The following is a 19188-nucleotide window of genomic DNA, read 5'->3' as shown; positions in this document are numbered from 1 at the left end:
GAATCAATTGCATCACATTAAAAAGAATTAGGTATGAAATTTACATTGAAAAAATACTTTTTAATCGCGGTGGCGGGTCTTTCAATGAGCAGTTGCTCAAACTTTGATCAGATCAATACCAACCCCAACGCGGCGACCAAAGCGTCTGCGCCCATGCTGGCAACTACGCTTATCCTTGATGTGTCGAGAAACTCACTCGGAAGCATCTCGTCGATGATGAACGGGAAGTCCATCATCCGGATGGAATTCCCCGAAAATGCGCAATACAATTACCTCGGAAGAGCAAACTTTGACGGCTTGGCGGTGTTGAACAACGTCGAAAAGATGATTGAACTATCGCCCGATGGCGCGTACAAAAACTCATATACCGCTCTCGGAAAATTTGTAAGAGCGAATAAGTTTTTCTGGTTGTCGATGCAGTTGGGAGATATTCCTTATGCCGAGGCTTTGTTGGGTGAAAAAGGGACATTGAACCCTAAATATTCGACCCAGAAAGAAGTAATGGCGGGGGTATTGAACGAACTAGAAGAAGCCGACAAATTGTTTGCCAGCGGTATCAAATTCGACGGTGACCCTATCTACGGTGGAGACATCACAAAGTGGAGAAAATTGGTGAATACATTTGAACTTCAAGTATTGTTGCACTTGTACCGCAAAACGGGCGAGGCAGATTTGAAAGTAAAAGAGCGTTTTAACACCATCGTTACCACCAAGCCTATCTTTGAAAGCAACGCTGACAACTTCCAAGTGACCTATTCGGACTTGGCGGGTCAACGTTATCCGTTCTACAAACTAGGTAACACGACGCGCTTATACACCATGATGACAAACGTGGTTGTGGATAGACTTAAAGATTTGGAAGACTACCGTTTGTTCTACTATGCCGATCCTTCGCCAGTGAAAATCGCCAAAGGAGCAGCGATTGATAGCTGGGATTCTTACTTGGGTTATGATCCTTCGATGGTTTACGGAGATTTGACAACCATTTTTGGGGGCAAGGATTACTCAAACGTAAATAGCCGCTACCTCGAACTTGCCAACGCAGAGCCTGTATATATACTTAGCTACGCCATGGCCAAATTTATGTTGGCAGAAGGTGCGCTTCGTGGCTGGATTACTAGCTCGGCAAGCACGCACTATACGGATGGTATCAAAGCGAGTATGAAGTTTACGGCTGGTTTTACACCTGACAACGAGATGTTTCACCACAAACGTAAAATGACGGATGCTTACATTGATGCTTATGTCGCTTCAGACAAAGTGAAGTTGAAAACGACGGCTAGTGAAGCCGTGCAGTTGGAGCAAATCATTACGCAGCGTTATTTGAGCACATTTATGCTCCACGCGCCGTTTGATGCGTTTTTTGAAAACCGTCGTACAGGTTTCCCTGTGTTCCCATTGAACCCTAAGTCAAACTTGAACGTACCTGCTGACAAGTTTCCAGTTCGTTGGATTTATCCACAAAAAGAATTGGATTACAACACAGCGAACGTAAACAGCGCGATTCAGTCGCAGTACGCTGGAAACGACGACTACAACAAACCGATGTGGATTCTTCAATAAAATTGTAAGGTTTCCAATAGTATCAACAACCCGCGCGATTCTCGTGCGGGTTGTTGTTTTTATGGCCATCAACGCTTATTTTTAATCAAAAAGCCATCGTTCCTAAATCACCCAATGAAATGACAGATAGTGAAAAATTACAAATGGCACTCCAACATTTTGCAGGGCTCACCGCCGACGATTTTGGACTTTCGGCGGGGTATTGGAAACAAAAAACCTATAAAAAAGGCGAATACTACAACCGCCACCGTACCATCTGCAAAGATTTAGGTTTTGTTACGACTGGGGTGTTTCGGTCGTTTACGGTGGATGAGGCAACGGGGGAGGAGAAAAACGTTTTTTTGTATTCGGCCAACGGCTTTGTGGTGTCCTTCAAAAGTTTTATCAACCAAGCCCCCTGCGACTACCATACCCAAGCACTGACCGATGCGACGGTTATTTTTATCAATATTCTTGACCTTTTAAGCTTGTATAAGCAGTCTCACGCATGGGAAAAGTTTGGGAGGCTGCTGGCCCAGGAAGCGTTCAATGTCAGCATGGGGCGACTGGAAGGTTTTTTGTTTAAATCGCCCGAACAACGTTACCTTGAATTAATAGAACACCACCCCGACATTTTCAATAATGTGCCACTCTATCATATTTCTTCTTACTTAGGAATTCAAGGGCCGTCTTTGAGCCGTATCCGAAAAAGATTATCGCGTAAGTGATTCGATTTTAACTCAGGTTAAAATTATTGTCAACCCTGAGTGAGACCTTTGTGTCATCAAAATCAAACACTTACGAAAATGAAATCGACCAAAACAATCGTACTTATTCACGGACTTTTTGTAAATAACACAAGCTGGGCGCAATGGAAAACCTTTTTTGAAGCGCAAGGCTACAAGGTTTATACCCCTGCCAACCCAGGCCACGAAGGTGTGCCTTCGGAACTGCGCACGACGGTTCACCCCGACCTGACCAAAACGGGTTTTGAGGATGTGGTAATGAACATCGTAAAGCTCATTGATACGTTACCAGAAAAACCCATCGTCGTTGGGCATTCTTTGGCGGGGCTTGTTGTCCAAAAATTAATTGAACTGGACAAAGCCGTGGCGGGTGTTAGCATCGACGGAGCACCTCCAAAAAACGTTTTGGCACCTTGGGCAACAGTTAAAATTGTGTTGCCAGTAGTGAATTTCTTTAAAGGCAACCAGCCTTATCTTGGCACAAAAGAATGGTATCACAAAGCCTTTTTTAACAACTATTCCAAAGAAGAAAGCGACTGTTTGTACGACCAAATTGCAGTTCCTGAAAGTAGAAAAATTGCCCGTGATACGCTGTTGAGTTCATTTTCGGCGATTGACTTCAAAAAACCACACCAACCTTTGTTGTTTATTGGAGGAGCGAAGGATGCGATTTTTGCTTCCTCGTTTACAAAACGTATCGCAGGTTCGTACAAAGACAAAAACAGCCTCGTTGACTTCAAGGAGTTTGAGGGAAGAAGTCACTTCATAGCGGGTGAAAAAGGCTGGGAAGAAGTGGCTGCGTATGTGCTTAATTGGATAAAAAAAGTGGCATAATGCTCAGGGATGGGCGGGTTTGATGCCGTAACTGCGAAGCTCGTCCCGCACCTTTTTGACCCATTCGGCTTGTTGGGGTTTGTTGATGCCGTGGGCCGTCTCTTCGTCGTATTGTTGCTGAAGTTCAGTGTGCTTGCGGTAAAATTCGATGTACTGATACTGGATTTCGCTGCTGAAATCTTCGGGCGAAATGGCCATTGTTTTTAAATGCCGCCGAAAGCGCTCCGAAACCAAGCGGGTGATGTCAAAGTGCAATTGTTCGTGGTCAAGGACATAGTCATTTTTGGAATCTTGGCGTACCCACGAAATTGTTTTGTCCATCCAAACTTTGGTCTTAACCCTGAGTTCCAGCACCCGATTGTTGACCGAAGACCGTGCTTCAAAACCAAAACTGGTGAATATTTGGGCGGCCCAGCGGCTTAATACGCTGGGTGCGCCCATAAAGTCTTTCCATACCAAGGGGCGTTCAGAATGATAGTACAGCGTGTCACCGTCGGAAATGGGTAAATTATCTTCAAAAATAAGTTTAAGCTCCCGTACAAAGACGTCGGACGTTTTTATGCCTTTTGAGAACCAGCTATTAAAGCCTTTGAGTTGGTTTTCAATGAGTTTTCGTAACATGGATTCGATGACATCCTCAGGTGTTACGCCCGAGCGCGTGTAGGTGCTTGCGGCACTGGCACCCGTCAGGGCTGTTCGTTTACCTTCTCGATACGTCTCGAAGTTGAGTCCTAATTTGATTTCACCGTTGACACGGTTGGCGGGAGTGAGGGTTTCGCTGATGCGTAATTCTTTGATAACGACGATGATAGGAACCAAGGTGTCGGTTTTGGTAGGATTGAAGGTACGATTCAAAAAAGTCTCAATGGCCTTGGCCGCTCCTCCTTGTAGCAGGGCCGTAATGGGTTGGGGCCGACTCCAAATTTTGCCAATGTTGGAGGTGACGGCGCGCTCGTCCACTACTTGCGCAATATAGTAGCCATTGGGCCTGATACTCAAGCGTTCAGGTTGAAGTGTCAAGGTTTGAACCTGTGCCAAAATCACGTTTGGAAACAAACATCCCAAGAAAAGGCAGTGCATAATTGCCTTTAAAACATGCTTCATACCTCTTCTTTTTGTTACTTTGCAGATTCTCGCTGGTTCAATCACGGTATTCTATTCAAACTTTATGGCTTCACAGGAACGTCCCGCATTCGACGATATTTTTATGGAATTGGCTCAAAATTTAGCACGGCGCTCGCATTGTATTAAAGCGCAAGTGGGGGCTGTCCTTACCAAAGATACACGGATTATTTCAATTGGATACAACGGCCCACCGTCAGGAACGCACAACTGTGACGAAGAGTTTCCTGAAACGGGCTGCCCGCGCGATTCGAAGGGAAGTTGCTCGTTGGCGTTACATGCCGAGCAAAATGCGATTTTGTATGCTGTCAAAAACGGCGCAAACCTCGAAGGAACAACGCTTTACGTAACGCTTTCGCCCTGCATTGCGTGCGCGCGGGTGATTTATACCATGAAAATAAAACGGGTCATTTTTTTGGACTCGTATGCGGCTTATAAAGGCATTGGTATCGACGAAGGCGTGGAGTTTTTGCGCAAATTTGGGGTACAAGTAGAACGCCACCACTCGGCGGTTATCGCACAATAAAATGAACTATCTCGCACATTTTTATTTGTCGTTCGGTCAAAAACCGCTGGTTGTGGGCAATTTACTGGGCGATTTTGTGCGAGGTCGCCTCGACCACCCTCGGAATGCACATTACACAACACCCATCCGACAGGGCATTTTGCTGCACCGACACATAGATTCTTTTACGGATGCGCATCCCGTGGGGTTGGCTTGCCGCCAAGCATTGCCTTCCAGTTTTGGTAAGTATCGGGGCGTTGTGATGGACATGTACTTTGATTATTTTTTGGCCAAACATTTTAACGACTACCACGCCCAACCCCTGCCTGACTTTGTAGCAGAAGTATATCAAACATTGGAAGCCAATAGAGCCATTTTACCCGCCGAAGCCTTGCTACTGGTCGATTCGATGATAAAATACGATTGGCTATATCATTACCAGTTTATTGAAGGAATGAATCGTTCGTTTCAGGGTATGTCGCGTCGGTTTGCTTTTTTAAAAGGCATCGAACACGCAGGAGCGGAGTTAGCGGAGAAAGAATCGCAGTACGAAAGCTATTTTCGCTCGTTTTTTCCTGATTTGGTGAGTAGTTGTGAAGATTTTCTTATTTAGATACTGGTATAGTTGAACCATTTGCTAGTTAGAATGAAACGTCTTTTACTACTGGTGGGGCTTTTGCCCCTTGTTTGTTTTGCCCAAAAAACACCCGTGGATTACGTCAATCCCTTGATTGGCTCGGCGCCTTCTACCACCGAAAGTGCCCGCCGACACAGTGAAGGAGCAAGCGAGTTGCGCGGGCAAATTGCACCTGCCATTGGCCATCCACACGGCATGACGACCTGGACGCCACAAACCCGCGCCACCGAAACCAAATGTATAGCTCCCTATTATTATAACGACCCCAAAATCAACGGTTTTCGTGCGACACACTGGCTTAATGGAAGCTGCGTACAAGATTATGGTAGCCTGACGTTGATGCCGATTTCGGGCAAACTTCGCATTGCCGCTGCTGACCGTGCTGCTTCGTATTCGCACGCCCAAGAAGTAGTGTCGCCGTCGTACTATTCGGTTGAACTAACCGACGCGCACATCAAAGCAGAAGTATCGGCAACGAAGCGTTCGGGCTTGTTGAAATTTACGTTTCAGGACAAAGCACCTGCGTACCTATTGATTGAACCCAACAGCGATGAAGGCGAAGGCTACGTCGAAATTGTGCCCGACCGCAACGAACTGGTTGTTTATAATCCTGTGCATCGTATTTACCAAGGCAGCGGACAATCGGCTGGCTTTAGCGGGTATTACGTCATTCAGTTTGAAAAACCGTTTAAAAATTTCGGAACGTGGGAAGGCAACGAAATTCAGCCCCGTAGCCAAAAAGTAAAAGGGGCAGGAAATCGGGTGTCGGTTGGGGCTTATGTTGAAATAGATATAACGACCAATCCCGTGGTCAACGTTCGGGTGGGCTCTTCCTTTACGGATGCCGCTGGGGCGCGTACCAACCTTACAAATGAGCTTTCTCATTGGGACTTGAATAAAGTCAAGGCACAAGCTGCCGAGGCATGGAACAAAGAACTGGGTCGTATTGCCATCAAAGGCAGCGAGCAGTCCAAAACGTTATTTTATACGGCCTTGTACCATACCAAGCATACACCTCGGCTTTTTTCGGACGTGGATGGGCGCTATCCAGGTTTTGCCGATGACAGCGAAATCCATACAACCAACGGCTTTGACTACTATTGTGACTTCAGTCTTTGGGACACATTTCGGGCTGGAATGCCGCTCCATACGTTGTTAGAACCCCAGCGTTCGTCGCATTTTATGCAGTCGCTGGTGACCAAAGCCGAACAAGGCGGATGGATGCCGATATTTCCGTGTTGGAATCATTTTACGGCCGCCATGATTGGCGACCACGTGGCGTCGGCCATGGCCGATGCTTATGCCAAAGGGATTCGAGGTTTTGATGTTCAAAAAGGGTATCACTATTTACATCAAAATGCCTTTAAGCCCAATGCCGACCCCAAAAGCTACGAAGCTGGCAAGGGGCGCAGGGCGTTGGTGAGTTATTTGAAATACAACTACATTCCGCTCGAAGACTCCGTGTGGCAAGCGTTTCACAAGCGCGAACAAACTTCGCGCACGCTGGAGTATGCCTACGACGATTTTTGTCTGAGCACATTGGCAAAGGCGTTGGGCAAAACGGCAGATTATGAGGCACTTCGCCGCCGAGCATTGAATTATAAAAACGTTATTGACCCCGCAACGGGCTGGGCAAGAGGACGTTATGCCAACGGCCAATGGAGCAAAAATTTTGACCCCTATGCCACGAGGGTACCATTTATTACGGAAGGCTCGCCTGCGCAATACACTTGGTTTGTTCCGCACGATGTCCAAGGTTTAATTGCACAAGTGGGTGGACGTGAGCGTTTTATCTCAAAGTTGGATACCATGTTTGAACAAGGGAAATATTGGCACGGCAACGAACCTGGCAACCACACGGTGTATTTGTATGCCTACGGCGGCGAACCTTGGAAAACCCAAAAATGGGTGCGGCAGCTGGTAGAAGAGGAGTACTCGACAGACGCGGGCGGTTTGAGCGGCAACGAAGACGGCGGGCAAATGTCGGCTTGGTTGGTTTTTAGCATGGTTGGATTTTACCCAGTTTGTCCTGGAAAGCCCTACTACGTGCTGGGAAGCCCGAGTGTGGAAGAAGCAACGTTACGGTTGGCCAATGGGAAATCTTTTCAACTTATTGCCAAAAAGCAAAGCCCTAAAAATAGATATATTCGGTCGGCTGTGCTGAATGGAAAACCTTTAAAAACAGCGTTTTTGACCCACGAACAACTTCAAAATGGTGGCGTATTAGAATTAGAAATGAGCGAAACTCCAAACCTCAAATGGGGGAAAGAGGTCGATAAGTTGTCTTCATATTAAAAAAAACTTCTTATATTAGCCATCATCAAATAACCCAACCCCCTCTTTCTCTACTTTTATGAATGCACTAATTAGCGGAATTCAACAAGTGGGCATTGGTGTTCCAAACGCCAATGATGCCTTTACGTGGTACCGAAAAACACTTGGTCTGAATGTTCCCATTTTTAATGATGAAGCAGATGCGAAATTGATGACGTGTTATACTTCAGGGGAAGTTCGTCGTCGTCATGCCATCATGGCCTTAAACATGGCGGGCGGCGGAGGTGTCGAAATTTGGCAGTACAAAAATCGCATTCCAGTCGAACCCACCTTTGAGCCTGTGTTGGGTGATTTAGGGATTTTTTCTATCAAAATTAAATGCCTTGACGTTCCTACGTTTTATACACAACTCAGCAGCAAGGAGAAAAAATCGGCTTTAGGTGCTTCTCCCGAAAACCGCAAGCAATTTTGGCTGCGCGATTTCCGTAATAACATTCTTCAAATTGTGCCCAACGACTCGTGGTTTCGTCCCAATGGCCACCTAACAGGGGGTGTGTGCGGAGCAGTTATCGGGGTAAGTGACATGGACAAAGCCATTACTTTTTACGCAGGAACGCTTCAAATCGACCAAATCGTTTATGATAAAACGGGCACTTTCGAGGATTTTGCGTTTTTGGGCGTCGAGAAGCAACGTTTTCGTCGGGTGTTGTTGCGCAAAACGTTGGGCAAAGTAGGCGCATTTGGCAAGCTACTCGGCGGTATCGAAATCGAGCTGGTACAAGCGTTAGATCGGACTCCGCGCAAAATTTTTGAAGACCGCGATTGGGGCGATGCAGGTTTTATTCACCTTTGTTTTGATGCCCTTGACATGGATGCCCTCAAGAATCAGTGCCAAGCCAATGGTTTCCCGTTTACGGTCGATAGCGCCGATTCGTTTGACATGGGCGAAGCCGCAGGACGATTCTCATACGTAGAAGACCCCGACGGAACACTTATTGAGTTTGTCGAAACGCACAAAGTGCCTATTGTGAAGAAATTGGGAATTTATCTCAACTTGAAAAAAAGAAAGAAACAAACACACTTACCCGACTGGATGGTAGCGACCTTGGGTTGGGGCAAAGTAAAAGATTAATAGTTGTCAAACGCCATCGCACAACGCGGTGGCGTTTGGTTTTAAGAGCGATGAGGAGGATATATTTCCTCCAAAAAAGCAATAACGGCATTGGTAAAAGCGTGGTTAGAATCGCCTGCTACCATGTGACCTGCGCCCGAAACGGTGGTGCTCCGAACGTGCGGCACTGCATCCAAAAACTCCGCCATCACCCGCTCGCTCACCACGTCGCTCATGCCACCACGAACGATAAGCGTGGGCGCTTTTAGCCGCTGGGCGGCTTGATAAAGACGTTCTTCGTACGCAATTTGTTGGTCGGGGGTAGCATTTTTCCACACGTGGAGCATTTGTGGATCCCAATGCCAATAATACCGTCCTTCACGAAAACGGAGGTTTTTTTCTAACCGACTGGGGTCATAATTTTTTGAGCGCTGTGGCAAGTAGGCCGATACGGCAGCGGCGGCTTCTTCCAAGCTGCCAAAACCACTTTCGAGGTGTGAGCTCATAAAGGCAAAAATACGCTCAATTCCCTTTTGTTCGGCTTTGGGTGCAATGTCCACTAAGACAATGGCTGAGGCGAGCGATTCGTCCGATTCGCCGTCTAACACCATGGCGGTGAGCCCGCCCATGGAAGCGCCAACAAGGGCGGGTTTGGTGCCAAGTTGACGAATAATTGCTTTTAAATCAGCGACCAGACCGTCCACCAAGTAGTTGCCCGTGGCTGACCAATCGCTTTCTCCGTGCCCACGGGCGTCGTAAGTGATGGCGTACCAACCTTGGTCTGCTAATTTTTGGGCGGTATCTCCCCACGAATGACGCGTTTGCCCGCCACCATGAAGTAAAATTAAGGGTGGATGAGCTGGGTTTCCCCAACCTTCTGCCGACAGAAAAAAATGAGGTTCTGTTTCAAACCGAATCGGGTGAGATGGCATTAAATTGCGGGGACAAGTTCTAAAAACACGTCAAAATTGAGGCCACTATAAACAGCAGTATGACGTAAACTCATCCGAGCGCGGTCAAGTTTATTGATGGGGTAGTTGCCCTTAAATGTTTTGCCTAAGTCGATGTACAACGTTTTAGAATTGTCCAACAAATCCCAAGCACCACCTTGCTGCACCGTCAGGGCGACGGGGTCGAGTGCGCGTACTGTTTTGTCTTCCTTAAAATAAATATATACTTCAAAAAAGCTTTTAACTTCGGTAGGCAACAAGTTTTTGTCAATGGTATTGCCGTTTAAGTCGGTGATTTTGTTAACTTTCCAAGGATTGGTTGTTAATACACTAATCGTTGCATCGGGCGTAGTTGGGGTGTCAGTTACCTCTACTTTCTTACAATTTGCAAGAAAAATTGACACGAATACGAAACAAAGAACCGACCACTTTTTCATAGCTTTTGATTACGGGTTAAATTTGTGCTCAAATTTAGCGTTTTTCTAAGACAATCCGCTGAGATAGGATATTGGTTGACGGACGTTGGGGAATCATTTTAAACTTTATACGATTGAAAAACAAGAATAATATACCGTTTCGAGTCACCCATTTAGTTGTTAAAATTGCTTGTGTGCTGGCAGGGTTTGGAGGAATGGAGCTAAAAGCACAAGAATGTACTTCGTCGTTTCAATGGACACCCGTCAAAACGAATAACGTTATCGAATGGGAAAAATTTCCTGCCTTTTCGCTGCCGTTTACAATTATCTACGAAGGCCCGCGCTTTGGCGACACAAAATCACTCCCACTCAGTCGCGGGTTTAGCCATTTAGCTACTTTTTCGGGAAATGAAAGTGCGACCTTGCCCTTCGAGCAGCGAGCAGTGACTTGGTACCACGTAGCCACCGAAGCGGGTAGCCAACCTTGGGCCGACAGGGCGATAAGAAGTCCTTGGGGAAATGATCAAAACTTGTACAATTCGATTTGGGAAAATCAGCTTCGTGGGCACGCCGATGCTTTTCAAGATTCACAGGGCGGAAAGCCGTTGGCTTATAGTATTGTTGGTCTCGACATCGAACGGATTTTTGATACTGACCGCGAAATAGCAGCCATAAAAACCCAACCAAGGATTCCCGAGGCATACCGTTCCTTGAGCGACGCGCAGTTTGTGGAACGATACAAGCGCGATATGCAGCGTCAATATGCCGCACCCGTTGATTTTTTGCGTAAAAAATCAGTGGAGACTACCAAAATTGGGAGTTACAGCGATGCTTTGGTTCGGGGAAGTTTTACCAATTGGCTGGCTATGGACTTGACAACTTGGAAAGATTGGACGACCAACTCCAATTTGTTACTGCACGTGATGAAAGACTCGACGTCGGGCCAACCTGGAGGGCCTTTTTACAACCAACTCAACCTGCTCACACCTTCTTGTTATTACTATTACGACTACAATACCTCTCCTTTGGGCAAAGATTATTTGGCCTATTTGCTGTTTGTTATTGAGGCCAATCGGGTGTGGTCCGACAAGCCCGTGATTCCTTACATCTGGATGCGTTACCACGATGCGTTTAACCCAACAGTGCCTTTTGTTCCTTCGTTTGTGGCAGAGGCTACGGCCATTTTTCCTTTCTTTTCGGGGGCGAAAGGGCTTTGGCTTTGGGAGGCCCCCATTGACGATACTCGCCAAGATAACTACGCGAGTTATGAATATTTTATTGGTGGTTTGTACCGTTTATCGCAGTTTAAGGAGTTTTTTGAGGGGGCCAATCAATTGGTCATTCCCACGCCTGCCCTTGAATCATCGAAGGCAAAATCAGCCATTTGGCGTGGCGTGGTTAAAGGCTCAAACATTCTTATTGCGGCCCAAAACCCCTATGTTTCGTCGGATACCCAAGAAACAACAATCAATGTAAGTTTTCAAAATTGGCAAAAAACAATCACCCTCAAAGGCCGCGAAGTGTTTCTGTGTTCTTTTGATTTGAATACCATTACGTCGGTGGAGGAAACGCTAGGATTAAAAGACATAAAAGTGACGCCTAATCCCGCCCACGAAAAAATTTACTATCGGGTGGAAAGCGCGTCGAGTGCAGCGGCCTCCATTTTTCTGACCGACCTCGTAGGAAAAGTACATTCAAAAGAAGAAGCGGTGCTTAAAGAGGGCATCAACGAACGTGAAATCAATGCTTCAAAATTACCAACGGGTACTTACCTACTTCACGTAGAAGTGAATGGGCGGCGACTATCCGAACGGGTACTTATTAAGTGACATAGTTTGGGCTGTTTGCGGTACGTTTTTGCCAGTTTACTATTCGGTTAGTTTTTTTTGTTGCGAAGTACACAATTGTTAGTTATACTTGCGTTATTTCTAAAACCCAAACTAAAATAGTGTACAGCCATGTATCGTAGTTTTATTCTGATTGCCCTTAGCTCGGTGTTGCTGGGGGCCAAAGTTCTTCCGTGGGAAGACAAGTGGTTAGACAAATTGGTCGCCAAGTTTGAAAAATACCAACAAACCTATCCTGCCGAAAAGGCGTATTTGCACCTTGACCGTCCCTATTATTCAACGGGGGAAACGATTTGGTTTAAAGCCTATTTAGTGTACGGAATCAGCCATGCCGCCGATTCGGTCAGCCGCGTTTTGTACGTTGATTTGGTGGACAAAACAACGTCAAAAGTGGTGTTACTCAAAAAAGTATCCCTTAACGGGGGAATAGGTCACGGCGAGATGGCCCTGGCAGATTCGTTGCAGGAGGGAGAATACCAACTTCGTGCTTACACCCAATGGATGCGCAATTTTTCGGAAGATTTTTACTTCCACCGCGACGTCCGCGTATTAAAGTCCAACAAACCAGTTACTTCTTTGCCCCACAATGCGGATGACATTGACGTGCAATTTATGCCCGAAGGTGGAGATTTGGTGCAAGGATTAGAAGGTCGGGTGGCTTTCAAAGCTGTCAACGCACTTGGGAAAGGCGTTGGAATCACAGGGGCGGTAGTCAGTCAAACCAATGATACCTTGGCAGGGTTTTCGACCTCGCACCTCGGGATGGGATTTTTTAGTTTTATGCCCGAAGCTGGTCAAGAGTACCGCATCGAAGTACGAAAACCTAACGGACAGTACGTGAAATACCCTATTCCTAAGGTTAAAAAAGAAGGGTTTACGGTGACGGTCGATAATTTGTCCAACAAAGACAACGTGAGGGTGATTGTGCGCCATAACAAACCGCTGAATCCGTCGGCAGAAATGTCGATTTTTGTTCATACCCGTGGGGCCGTGGGCTACGCTGCCAAGGCAACATTGGCCAAAAAAACGGTTTTATTCAATATCCCACGTGCTAATTTGAACGACGGAATTACGCACATCACGGTTTTTGACGAAAATAACCTTCCGACGGCAGAGCGTCTGGTGTATATTCAGCGCAATCGGGAGATTGAGTTACAAATCGCAAGTGATAAAAATGCGTACAAACCACGGGAAAAAGTGGAATTGGAGATTACGGCAAAAGACTCCGAGGGTAATCCTGTAATGGGTAACTTTTCATTGGCCGCTACAGACGTAAAACAAGTGCTTGATAAAGAGCCCAATGCGTTGTCGATTCGCTCGTATTTTCTGCTTGCGTCAGATGTCAAAGGAAGCATTGAACAACCAAGTTATTATTTCGACAAAACAAACCCAAATGCGGCGGCGCAACTGGACATTTTGCTGATGACGCAAGGGTGGCGTCGCTTTAACTGGAGTGAAGTATTGAAAGATTCGTTAGCGCCTGCTCCTTTTTACGTAGAACAAGGCATTTCATTTTCGGGAAAAGTAGCGCGTATGAATAAAAAGCAACCTGGAAAGGTGAAATTGACCTACATGCTGGTTCAGAAGGACAGCACGCGGTCGGTGTTGATGGGAGAAACGGCCGAAACGGGTGAGTTTTTGGTCTATGACCTCGATGTGCGCGACACAACAACGGTGCTGGTGCAGGCTATGACAGAGCGTGGAAACCGAAACTTATCCATCATGCTCAATCCATTTCAACCTGCCAAAGTATCTTTTACAAAAATACCCTTCAATCCCATCGAATTTGACCCCAACGAACTGGCTGAATACCTCAAGCGTACGGAAGAGTACTTGCGAATTGAGCGCCAAATTCGGGCGAGTCGGGAGCAATTGTTGAATGAAGTAGTAGTAAAAGCCAAACGCCCCGACCCAATCAAAGACGATTCGCGCCGTGCCATGTATGGGGAGCCTAGCAATACCGTAAAATTTGACAACATGAATACGGCGGGAGCGATGTCGATTTTTGACGTTATTCAGGGGCGAGTACCTGGGGTTCAAGTGACGGGAAGTGGCATGAACCGCTCCATCCAAATCAGAGGAGCAGCCAACTTTAGCGGAGCGGTTGAGCCCTTGTTTTTGCTGGATGGCATGGCTGTGAGCAAAGATGCCATTGTTTCAATTCCACCCAGCGATGTGGAGGCGGTTGACATTTTGAAGGGCGCCAACGCCGCTATTTATGGTAGCCAAGGTGGCGGGGGAGTGGTAGCGATTTTAACCAAGCGGGGTGGCTCATCTTACGACTGGACCAAAGACAAAGCCGAAGGGGTGATTACGGAGAAAATACTGGGCTACAGCCCCGTGCGGGAATTTTACGCACCCAAATACGATAAAGCAATTCCCGAACACGTTCAACCCGACTTTCGGGCTACGGTATTTTGGTCGCCCATGATACAGACGGACAAGGACGGAAAAGCCAAGGTTTCTTTCTTTGCCTCAGACGCCCAAACCGACGTAAAAGTTCGGGTAGAAGGCATGAATTCTACGGGGGCAATGGGTGTAAAAGAAAGTACGTTTAAAGTTAACTAGGTAGCTGAAAAGCAAAAAAGCCGCCCCGACAATTCATCGAGGGCGGCTTTTGCGTGAATGGGGGTGAGGGTGTGAGCGGGAGACGTGTGCGATTGGGGTAGTTGTACTTTCAACGATAACTCCAAAACAAAAAAGGATTTGGGGGCACTCACCGCCACCGAAGGTTTCGTTCAACAGCGCCTTCATGACTTGGCCTTCAGCCACCAGCTTAGTTATTATGTGCCGCCTTTGTGTGTCCTCCAACCACGTTTTTCAACCGAATAACTACTGTTAAGTAATAAAGCAAAAGTTTTAGAGTAATTCAAATTAGCCTCGGTAGAGGCGCAACATTTGTAGTAGTAACAGCATGTGATTTTTTAATTTTTGCTTCGGACGGGGCCGCCCGAGCGGAAGCATAACTTGGTGCTTTGTTATGCTTCCGTACAGGCGGCCCTGTCCGAAGCAGGAGGGTTTTAAGGATAGCTCTCTACTACTACTACAAAGGTTACGCTTCTCCGAAGCGATATAAACTACCAATACACTAAAATTTATGCGCAACTACTTAAATTTAGCACTGGACCCGCCATTTTGCCAAACTACTGTTAGCGGTTCGGGCTTGTTGTCCAGTCATCATACGTCATTTCAAATTTAATTTCCTTGGTTCCGTGTGTTCCAACTTCTGTCCATCCTGCTTTTCTGTAAAACTTTTCTGCTCTTGTATTAAAAGCAGTTCCTAACCAGACTTTTTCCTTTGTCTGTGTAAAATACCACCCTAACATTGTGTCGTGCAATAGTTTTCCAATACCTTTTTTCTCAAATTTAGGGTCTAAAAATAACGCCCAAATGTTATTTTCCTTCAAGTCAGCAATAGCAAAACCCACAATTTGTTTGTCAATTTCGCAAACCCATCCTTTTCCTCTTTTTGTAATAAACTCTTCGCAATCTTCGTCTGTCACCAAGTTAGGATTTGACAATGTATTTTCAGTTACAGAATTTCTTACGATCTGAATTTGTTTTATGTCGTCAATGGTAGCTTCTCTAATAGTCATAATTTATTTCATTCTGTTTATTTTTCTGCCAATGGGTTATCCTAAATTGTCAACTGTTTGTTGGCGCTGTGTCGCTTTATTCTGCTGACTTTTCAAGGTAGATAATGTTGAAAAGGCTAGAAGCCTTAAAATAAATAGCACGAGTGTGACACTCGCGCTATCGGGAGTTTTATGGCGTGGCTTTCAGCCACTACGAAAGCTTAGTTATTGGTGGTCTTTATATTTTAACTGCATTGTAAGCTAAACCAAGATTTGTCAAACTGCTTATTTATCAAGTCCTCTTTTTTTATCCAAAAATAAAGCCGTCCACAGTCGCCCCACATCATTTCATTTTCTTCATTGCTGTCAACTTGTAATAGAAGTCGCCAATTCTTTGCGTTGGGTTCAAGTGTTTTCGCTCTTGGGTCGTTATAACCTGAGGGGTCTCCACAATAGAGACCATTAGTTACAAGTTCACATTCCAATTCCATTTCACCTTGAATATTGTCTGCATAACCGAGAAGTTTATTTAGATTTCCGTCTTCGTATATTTTATCATAGAAAATGTCAGCTTCATCGTCTGTCAAGTTTAAATCTTCATCTAATCCATAACCGTAAGATGGTAAACTGATTTCTTGTTTTGCTACTATCGAACAAGGCTTAAACCTTGAGTTTTGCAAATCTTCTGGAAAGTCAAAACGTTTTAATGTTGTCAAGTCTCCATCAAAGAACAAAATTTTGAACTTATTTTTATCTTTAAAGTCAAACCCCCAAGCATCTTGTCCCTCAGCATAGAAAAAATAAAGTATTCCATTTTTAGGTAAAAGATTTTCGCTGTCAAACTGTGAAATTTCTAACAAGTTAATTTGGGCAATAAATGAAAGAGATTTTGTTATTATCTGTTGAGTTTCTTTTCCAAAAATCCAAAATTTCTTCTTCGTCGTTACAGTATTGGTTTCAGTAAACCATGAAAAGCCTGCTGGCAAATCTGGTTGTCCTCCAATTTTAGACTGCCCAATAGGAATATCGTCCTCACTACATGAAGTAAGATAAAGCCTGATTGTGTTGCAAACCATTGGCTCTATCTTGTCAAAATACTTGCCTAGTCCATTTGTTTTGAGTTTCTCAAAAAGTTGCTCTTTACTGTCCATGTGCTAGTTTTATAGAATTACCACCAACTCCCAAATATACGCAACTTTGCGTTGGTATTACCAAAATATAAAAGTTCTCACTAACTTCCAAGGAATTGCCATATTGGGCTGAAAATAAGTGATTTGACTGTTTTTGATTTAAGCAATTTGATGGTACGAGCGTTTTGATAGCGCGAGCGTCCCTGCTCGTGCTCACTATTCAAAGGCATCCAGCCTATTAGATTAGATAATGTCGAAAAGGCTAGAAGCCTAAAAATAAATAGCACGAGTGTGACACTCGCGCTATCGGAGGTTGTTGTAGATTTCTCCTGTCGTTGAAATGACAAAAAAGCCTAAAGCGTGAGCGTTTTGCTCGGGCTTTAGGCTATCTATTAACTCTGCGTTAGCACCTACTTACCATTTTTCAAGTCCTAGCAGTTTTTTGCCAAGGTCGTTCAATTCGGCTACATCGTACTTGGTTTGTTCCCAGTGACGGGGGTCGCCTGGGAAGGCATACCCTTCGGGCGAAATGCGATTTTTCCATGAATTGACGCGCCAATTGCGTAGGGCCTCGTTTTCTTCCTCGGCGGGCATCATGGAGATGTATTGCGCTATCCGAACTTTATTTCCTGATAAATTGGGGCGGATGCCGTGGGGCTGCGTGCTGTTGAAAATCAATAAATCGCCCGCTTCCATTTTTACTTTGACGATGTGCTCTTCTAAGCCTGTGGTGTCGGGTTGGAAACGATTACGGTCGGCGGGTTGGGTCAATTTCCACGTATCATAAGTGCGATACAGCTCAGGAATGCACTGAAAGCCTCCCATGTTTTCGTCGGTTTGGTCGGCCAAAGCCAGTACACCTTGTACGTTTTGAGGCTTTGTTTCGGGGTCATAGTCCCAGTGAATAAAGCCTTTGTATTCAAAACCTGGACGAATGGGAAAGTTTAAGTTGGCACGGTCAATGGTCACCCACAGTTTCTCTGTTCCCCAAATGTCAACAAAAGCATCATAGACCCGTTGCATTTGGCGATTGTTCCAAAGGTGTTGGTTGTTATATACTTCCACCATTCCCGTTCCCGTCAATTCCTTCATTTTCATTTCCGCACGAGGGGGGGCGTACCATGTTTCGGGGTCGTTAGGATTTTTTTCCTCAAACTCCCACAAAAACTCGGCGGTTTTGAGTGCTTGTTCGCGGGGAACGGCGTTTTTGATGACAATGTAGCCGTTGTGCATCCAAAACTGCCAATCTTCTTCGCTCAACACCCGCAAAGGTTCTCCATTGGAACGGTCGTTGAGGGTCAAATGACTACTTGTCGCAGTTGATGGGTTGCCAGGAATGTCCTCGTGGTTGGTATTGGCCATTTTAACTGGGGCCATGGTTGGGGTCATTGTATGTGCTTCCATGATATGTACTATTTTGAATGAAAATAATGATACAAAGGTAGCGCAATGAAGCAGCTAAAATCTTCGCCAATAGTTGCATAAATTTGAATTGTATTGATATAAATAGTAATTTTAAGCAATATAAAAGTTAAAAACAGACAAACTGCTTCGTATGAAAGTTGTTTTTGAGGCTTTCGTTCCCGATTCAAATAGCTCATTTCGGTTACTTCTAAACCCGCGCCTTAGTGATGTGTTTTATTGGCACTTTCATCCTGAGTTGGAACTGGTGTATATTGAAGCAGAAAGTGGAATGCGGCACGTTGGAGAACACATTTCGCGTTTTATTGGCAGCGATTTGGTGCTGATTGGGTCAAATATCCCGCACCTTAACTTCGATTATGGTATCAAATCTGACTACGAAAAAGTCGTTTTACACATTAAAAGTGATTTTTTGGGGGCTGCTTTCGAGACTACACCCGAATTGTCGAGCATTGCCCATCTTTTTCAAAAAGCACAGCATGGTTTGGCATTTGGGGCTGATACCAAGCAACTGATTGGAGAACAAATGCGACACTTGACGGGGTTGCCACCTTTTGAGCAGTTTCTGGAAATATTGAAAATACTACAAAGGCTCGCCAATGCCTCGGATATTACTTTGTTGCACGACCAACCCGTTGAAAATCAATATACTAAAAAAGACCAGGAGCGTCTAAAACGACTTTACGGGTTTATCGACGAGCATTTTCACCATAAAATAGAGATGGAAGAGGTGGCGAGTTTATGCCACCTGAGTATTCCTGCGTTTTGTCGGTATTTTAAAAAAATGACCCGTTTAACCTTTACCGAATTTTTAAACCATTACCGCATCAATCAAGCCCAAAAACTGCTTTTGATGGACAAAAATGTGACGGAAACCTGCTTTGAGTGTGGTTTTGATAGCTTGTCTTATTTTAACCGAACCTTTAAAAAAGTAACAGGCGAGAACCCCTTGTCGTTTAAGAAAAGATATTTGAGCAAGTAGATTTAAGGACAAATTTACCCATGTATCTTGATTTTTGGGTGCGAAACATTGCAGGCGACTAGGAAAATGTAAACACATAGTCCATATAGAATTTT

At 45.2% G+C, this 19188-nt stretch carries 16 protein-coding genes; 10 read left to right on the top strand and 6 right to left on the bottom strand.

The window, feature by feature from the left end:
* Window positions 1–33: 33 nt before the first annotated feature.
* The 3 genes from AC23N5_RS10260 (at window position 34) to AC23N5_RS10250 (ending at window position 3122) form a co-directional block, all read left to right on the top strand.
* Complete coding sequence (locus tag AC23N5_RS10260; RefSeq protein ID WP_487755494.1) at window positions 34–1563, top strand: SusD/RagB family nutrient-binding outer membrane lipoprotein; 1530 nt, start codon at window positions 34–36, stop codon at window positions 1561–1563.
* 119 nt (window positions 1564–1682) lie between these two features.
* On the top strand, window positions 1683–2270 hold the full coding sequence (locus AC23N5_RS10255) for a Crp/Fnr family transcriptional regulator (protein WP_487755493.1): 588 nt from the start codon (window positions 1683–1685) through the stop codon (window positions 2268–2270).
* Between the two features lie 78 nt (window positions 2271–2348).
* Complete coding sequence (locus AC23N5_RS10250; RefSeq protein ID WP_487755492.1) at window positions 2349–3122, top strand: alpha/beta hydrolase; 774 nt, start codon at window positions 2349–2351, stop codon at window positions 3120–3122.
* A 3-nt stretch (window positions 3123–3125) separates the two neighbouring features.
* On the opposite strand, the gene AC23N5_RS10245 is transcribed toward AC23N5_RS10250, so the two are convergent.
* Complete coding sequence (locus tag AC23N5_RS10245; RefSeq protein ID WP_487755491.1) at window positions 3126–4226, bottom strand: DUF922 domain-containing protein; 1101 nt, start codon at window positions 4224–4226, stop codon at window positions 3126–3128.
* Window positions 4227–4290: 64 nt separating this feature from the next.
* Between AC23N5_RS10245 and AC23N5_RS10240 the strand changes: the two genes are divergently transcribed.
* The 4 genes from AC23N5_RS10240 to AC23N5_RS10225 are packed head-to-tail and all read left to right on the top strand — an operon-like array spanning window position 4291 to window position 8792.
* Complete coding sequence (locus tag AC23N5_RS10240) at window positions 4291–4770, top strand: deoxycytidylate deaminase (RefSeq protein WP_122930674.1); 480 nt, start codon at window positions 4291–4293, stop codon at window positions 4768–4770.
* 1 nt (window position 4771) lies between these two features.
* Entirely contained in the window at window positions 4772–5362 is a 591-nt protein-coding gene (locus AC23N5_RS10235; protein ID WP_487755490.1) for an acyl carrier protein phosphodiesterase, read from the top strand.
* A 33-nt stretch (window positions 5363–5395) separates the two neighbouring features.
* Window positions 5396–7681 (top strand): GH92 family glycosyl hydrolase, encoded by a 2286-nt coding sequence (locus AC23N5_RS10230; protein ID WP_487755489.1) that lies wholly within the window; start codon window positions 5396–5398, stop codon window positions 7679–7681.
* Between the two features lie 58 nt (window positions 7682–7739).
* Window positions 7740–8792, top strand: coding sequence for a VOC family protein (locus tag AC23N5_RS10225; RefSeq protein WP_183972478.1), 1053 nt, complete (start codon window positions 7740–7742; stop codon window positions 8790–8792).
* Between the two features lie 41 nt (window positions 8793–8833).
* On the opposite strand, the gene AC23N5_RS10220 is transcribed toward AC23N5_RS10225, so the two are convergent.
* Together AC23N5_RS10220 and AC23N5_RS10215 are read right to left on the bottom strand one after the other, a co-directional pair.
* The gene (locus AC23N5_RS10220) at window positions 8834–9703 is read right to left on the bottom strand and encodes an alpha/beta fold hydrolase (protein ID WP_487755488.1); all 870 of its coding nucleotides are present in this window, start codon (window positions 9701–9703) and stop codon (window positions 8834–8836) included.
* A complete protein-coding gene (locus AC23N5_RS10215) occupies window positions 9703–10158 on the bottom strand; it encodes a hypothetical protein (protein WP_221225576.1) in 456 nt (151 codons plus the stop codon). Before AC23N5_RS10215 ends, AC23N5_RS10220 begins: the two co-directional genes overlap by 1 nt.
* 113 nt (window positions 10159–10271) lie before the next feature.
* Between AC23N5_RS10215 and AC23N5_RS10210 the strand changes: the two genes are divergently transcribed.
* Both AC23N5_RS10210 and AC23N5_RS10205 read left to right on the top strand, forming a co-directional pair.
* Entirely contained in the window at window positions 10272–11966 is a 1695-nt protein-coding gene (locus AC23N5_RS10210) for a T9SS type A sorting domain-containing protein (protein WP_487755487.1), read from the top strand.
* 129 nt (window positions 11967–12095) lie between these two features.
* Window positions 12096–14552: a TonB-dependent receptor plug domain-containing protein gene (locus AC23N5_RS10205; protein ID WP_487755486.1), complete on the top strand. Its 2457-nt coding sequence runs from the start codon at window positions 12096–12098 to the stop codon at window positions 14550–14552.
* Between the two features lie 581 nt (window positions 14553–15133).
* Here AC23N5_RS10205 and AC23N5_RS10200 read toward each other — a convergent pair.
* The 3 genes from AC23N5_RS10200 to AC23N5_RS10190 all read right to left on the bottom strand — a co-directional run bounded on the left by AC23N5_RS10200 (window position 15134) and on the right by AC23N5_RS10190 (window position 18093).
* Window positions 15134–15580, bottom strand: a complete 447-nt coding sequence (locus AC23N5_RS10200; RefSeq protein WP_487755485.1) for an N-acetyltransferase family protein — start codon at window positions 15578–15580, stop codon at window positions 15134–15136.
* 224 nt (window positions 15581–15804) lie between these two features.
* Window positions 15805–16710 (bottom strand): YwqG family protein, encoded by a 906-nt coding sequence (locus AC23N5_RS10195; protein ID WP_487755484.1) that lies wholly within the window; start codon window positions 16708–16710, stop codon window positions 15805–15807.
* Window positions 16711–17103: 393 nt separating this feature from the next.
* Entirely contained in the window at window positions 17104–18093 is a 990-nt protein-coding gene (locus AC23N5_RS10190; protein ID WP_487755483.1) for a phytanoyl-CoA dioxygenase family protein, read from the bottom strand.
* A gap of 151 nt (window positions 18094–18244) precedes the next feature.
* On the opposite strand from AC23N5_RS10190, the gene AC23N5_RS10185 reads away from it, so the two are divergent.
* Window positions 18245–19093, top strand: a complete 849-nt coding sequence (locus AC23N5_RS10185) for a helix-turn-helix domain-containing protein (protein WP_487755482.1) — start codon at window positions 18245–18247, stop codon at window positions 19091–19093.
* Window positions 19094–19188 lie beyond the last annotated feature (95 nt).

The organism is Runella sp. R5_40 (assembly GCF_057652295.1).
Note: the sequence above shows the minus strand (reverse complement) of the source record. Positions and strands in the feature narration are given on the sequence as shown.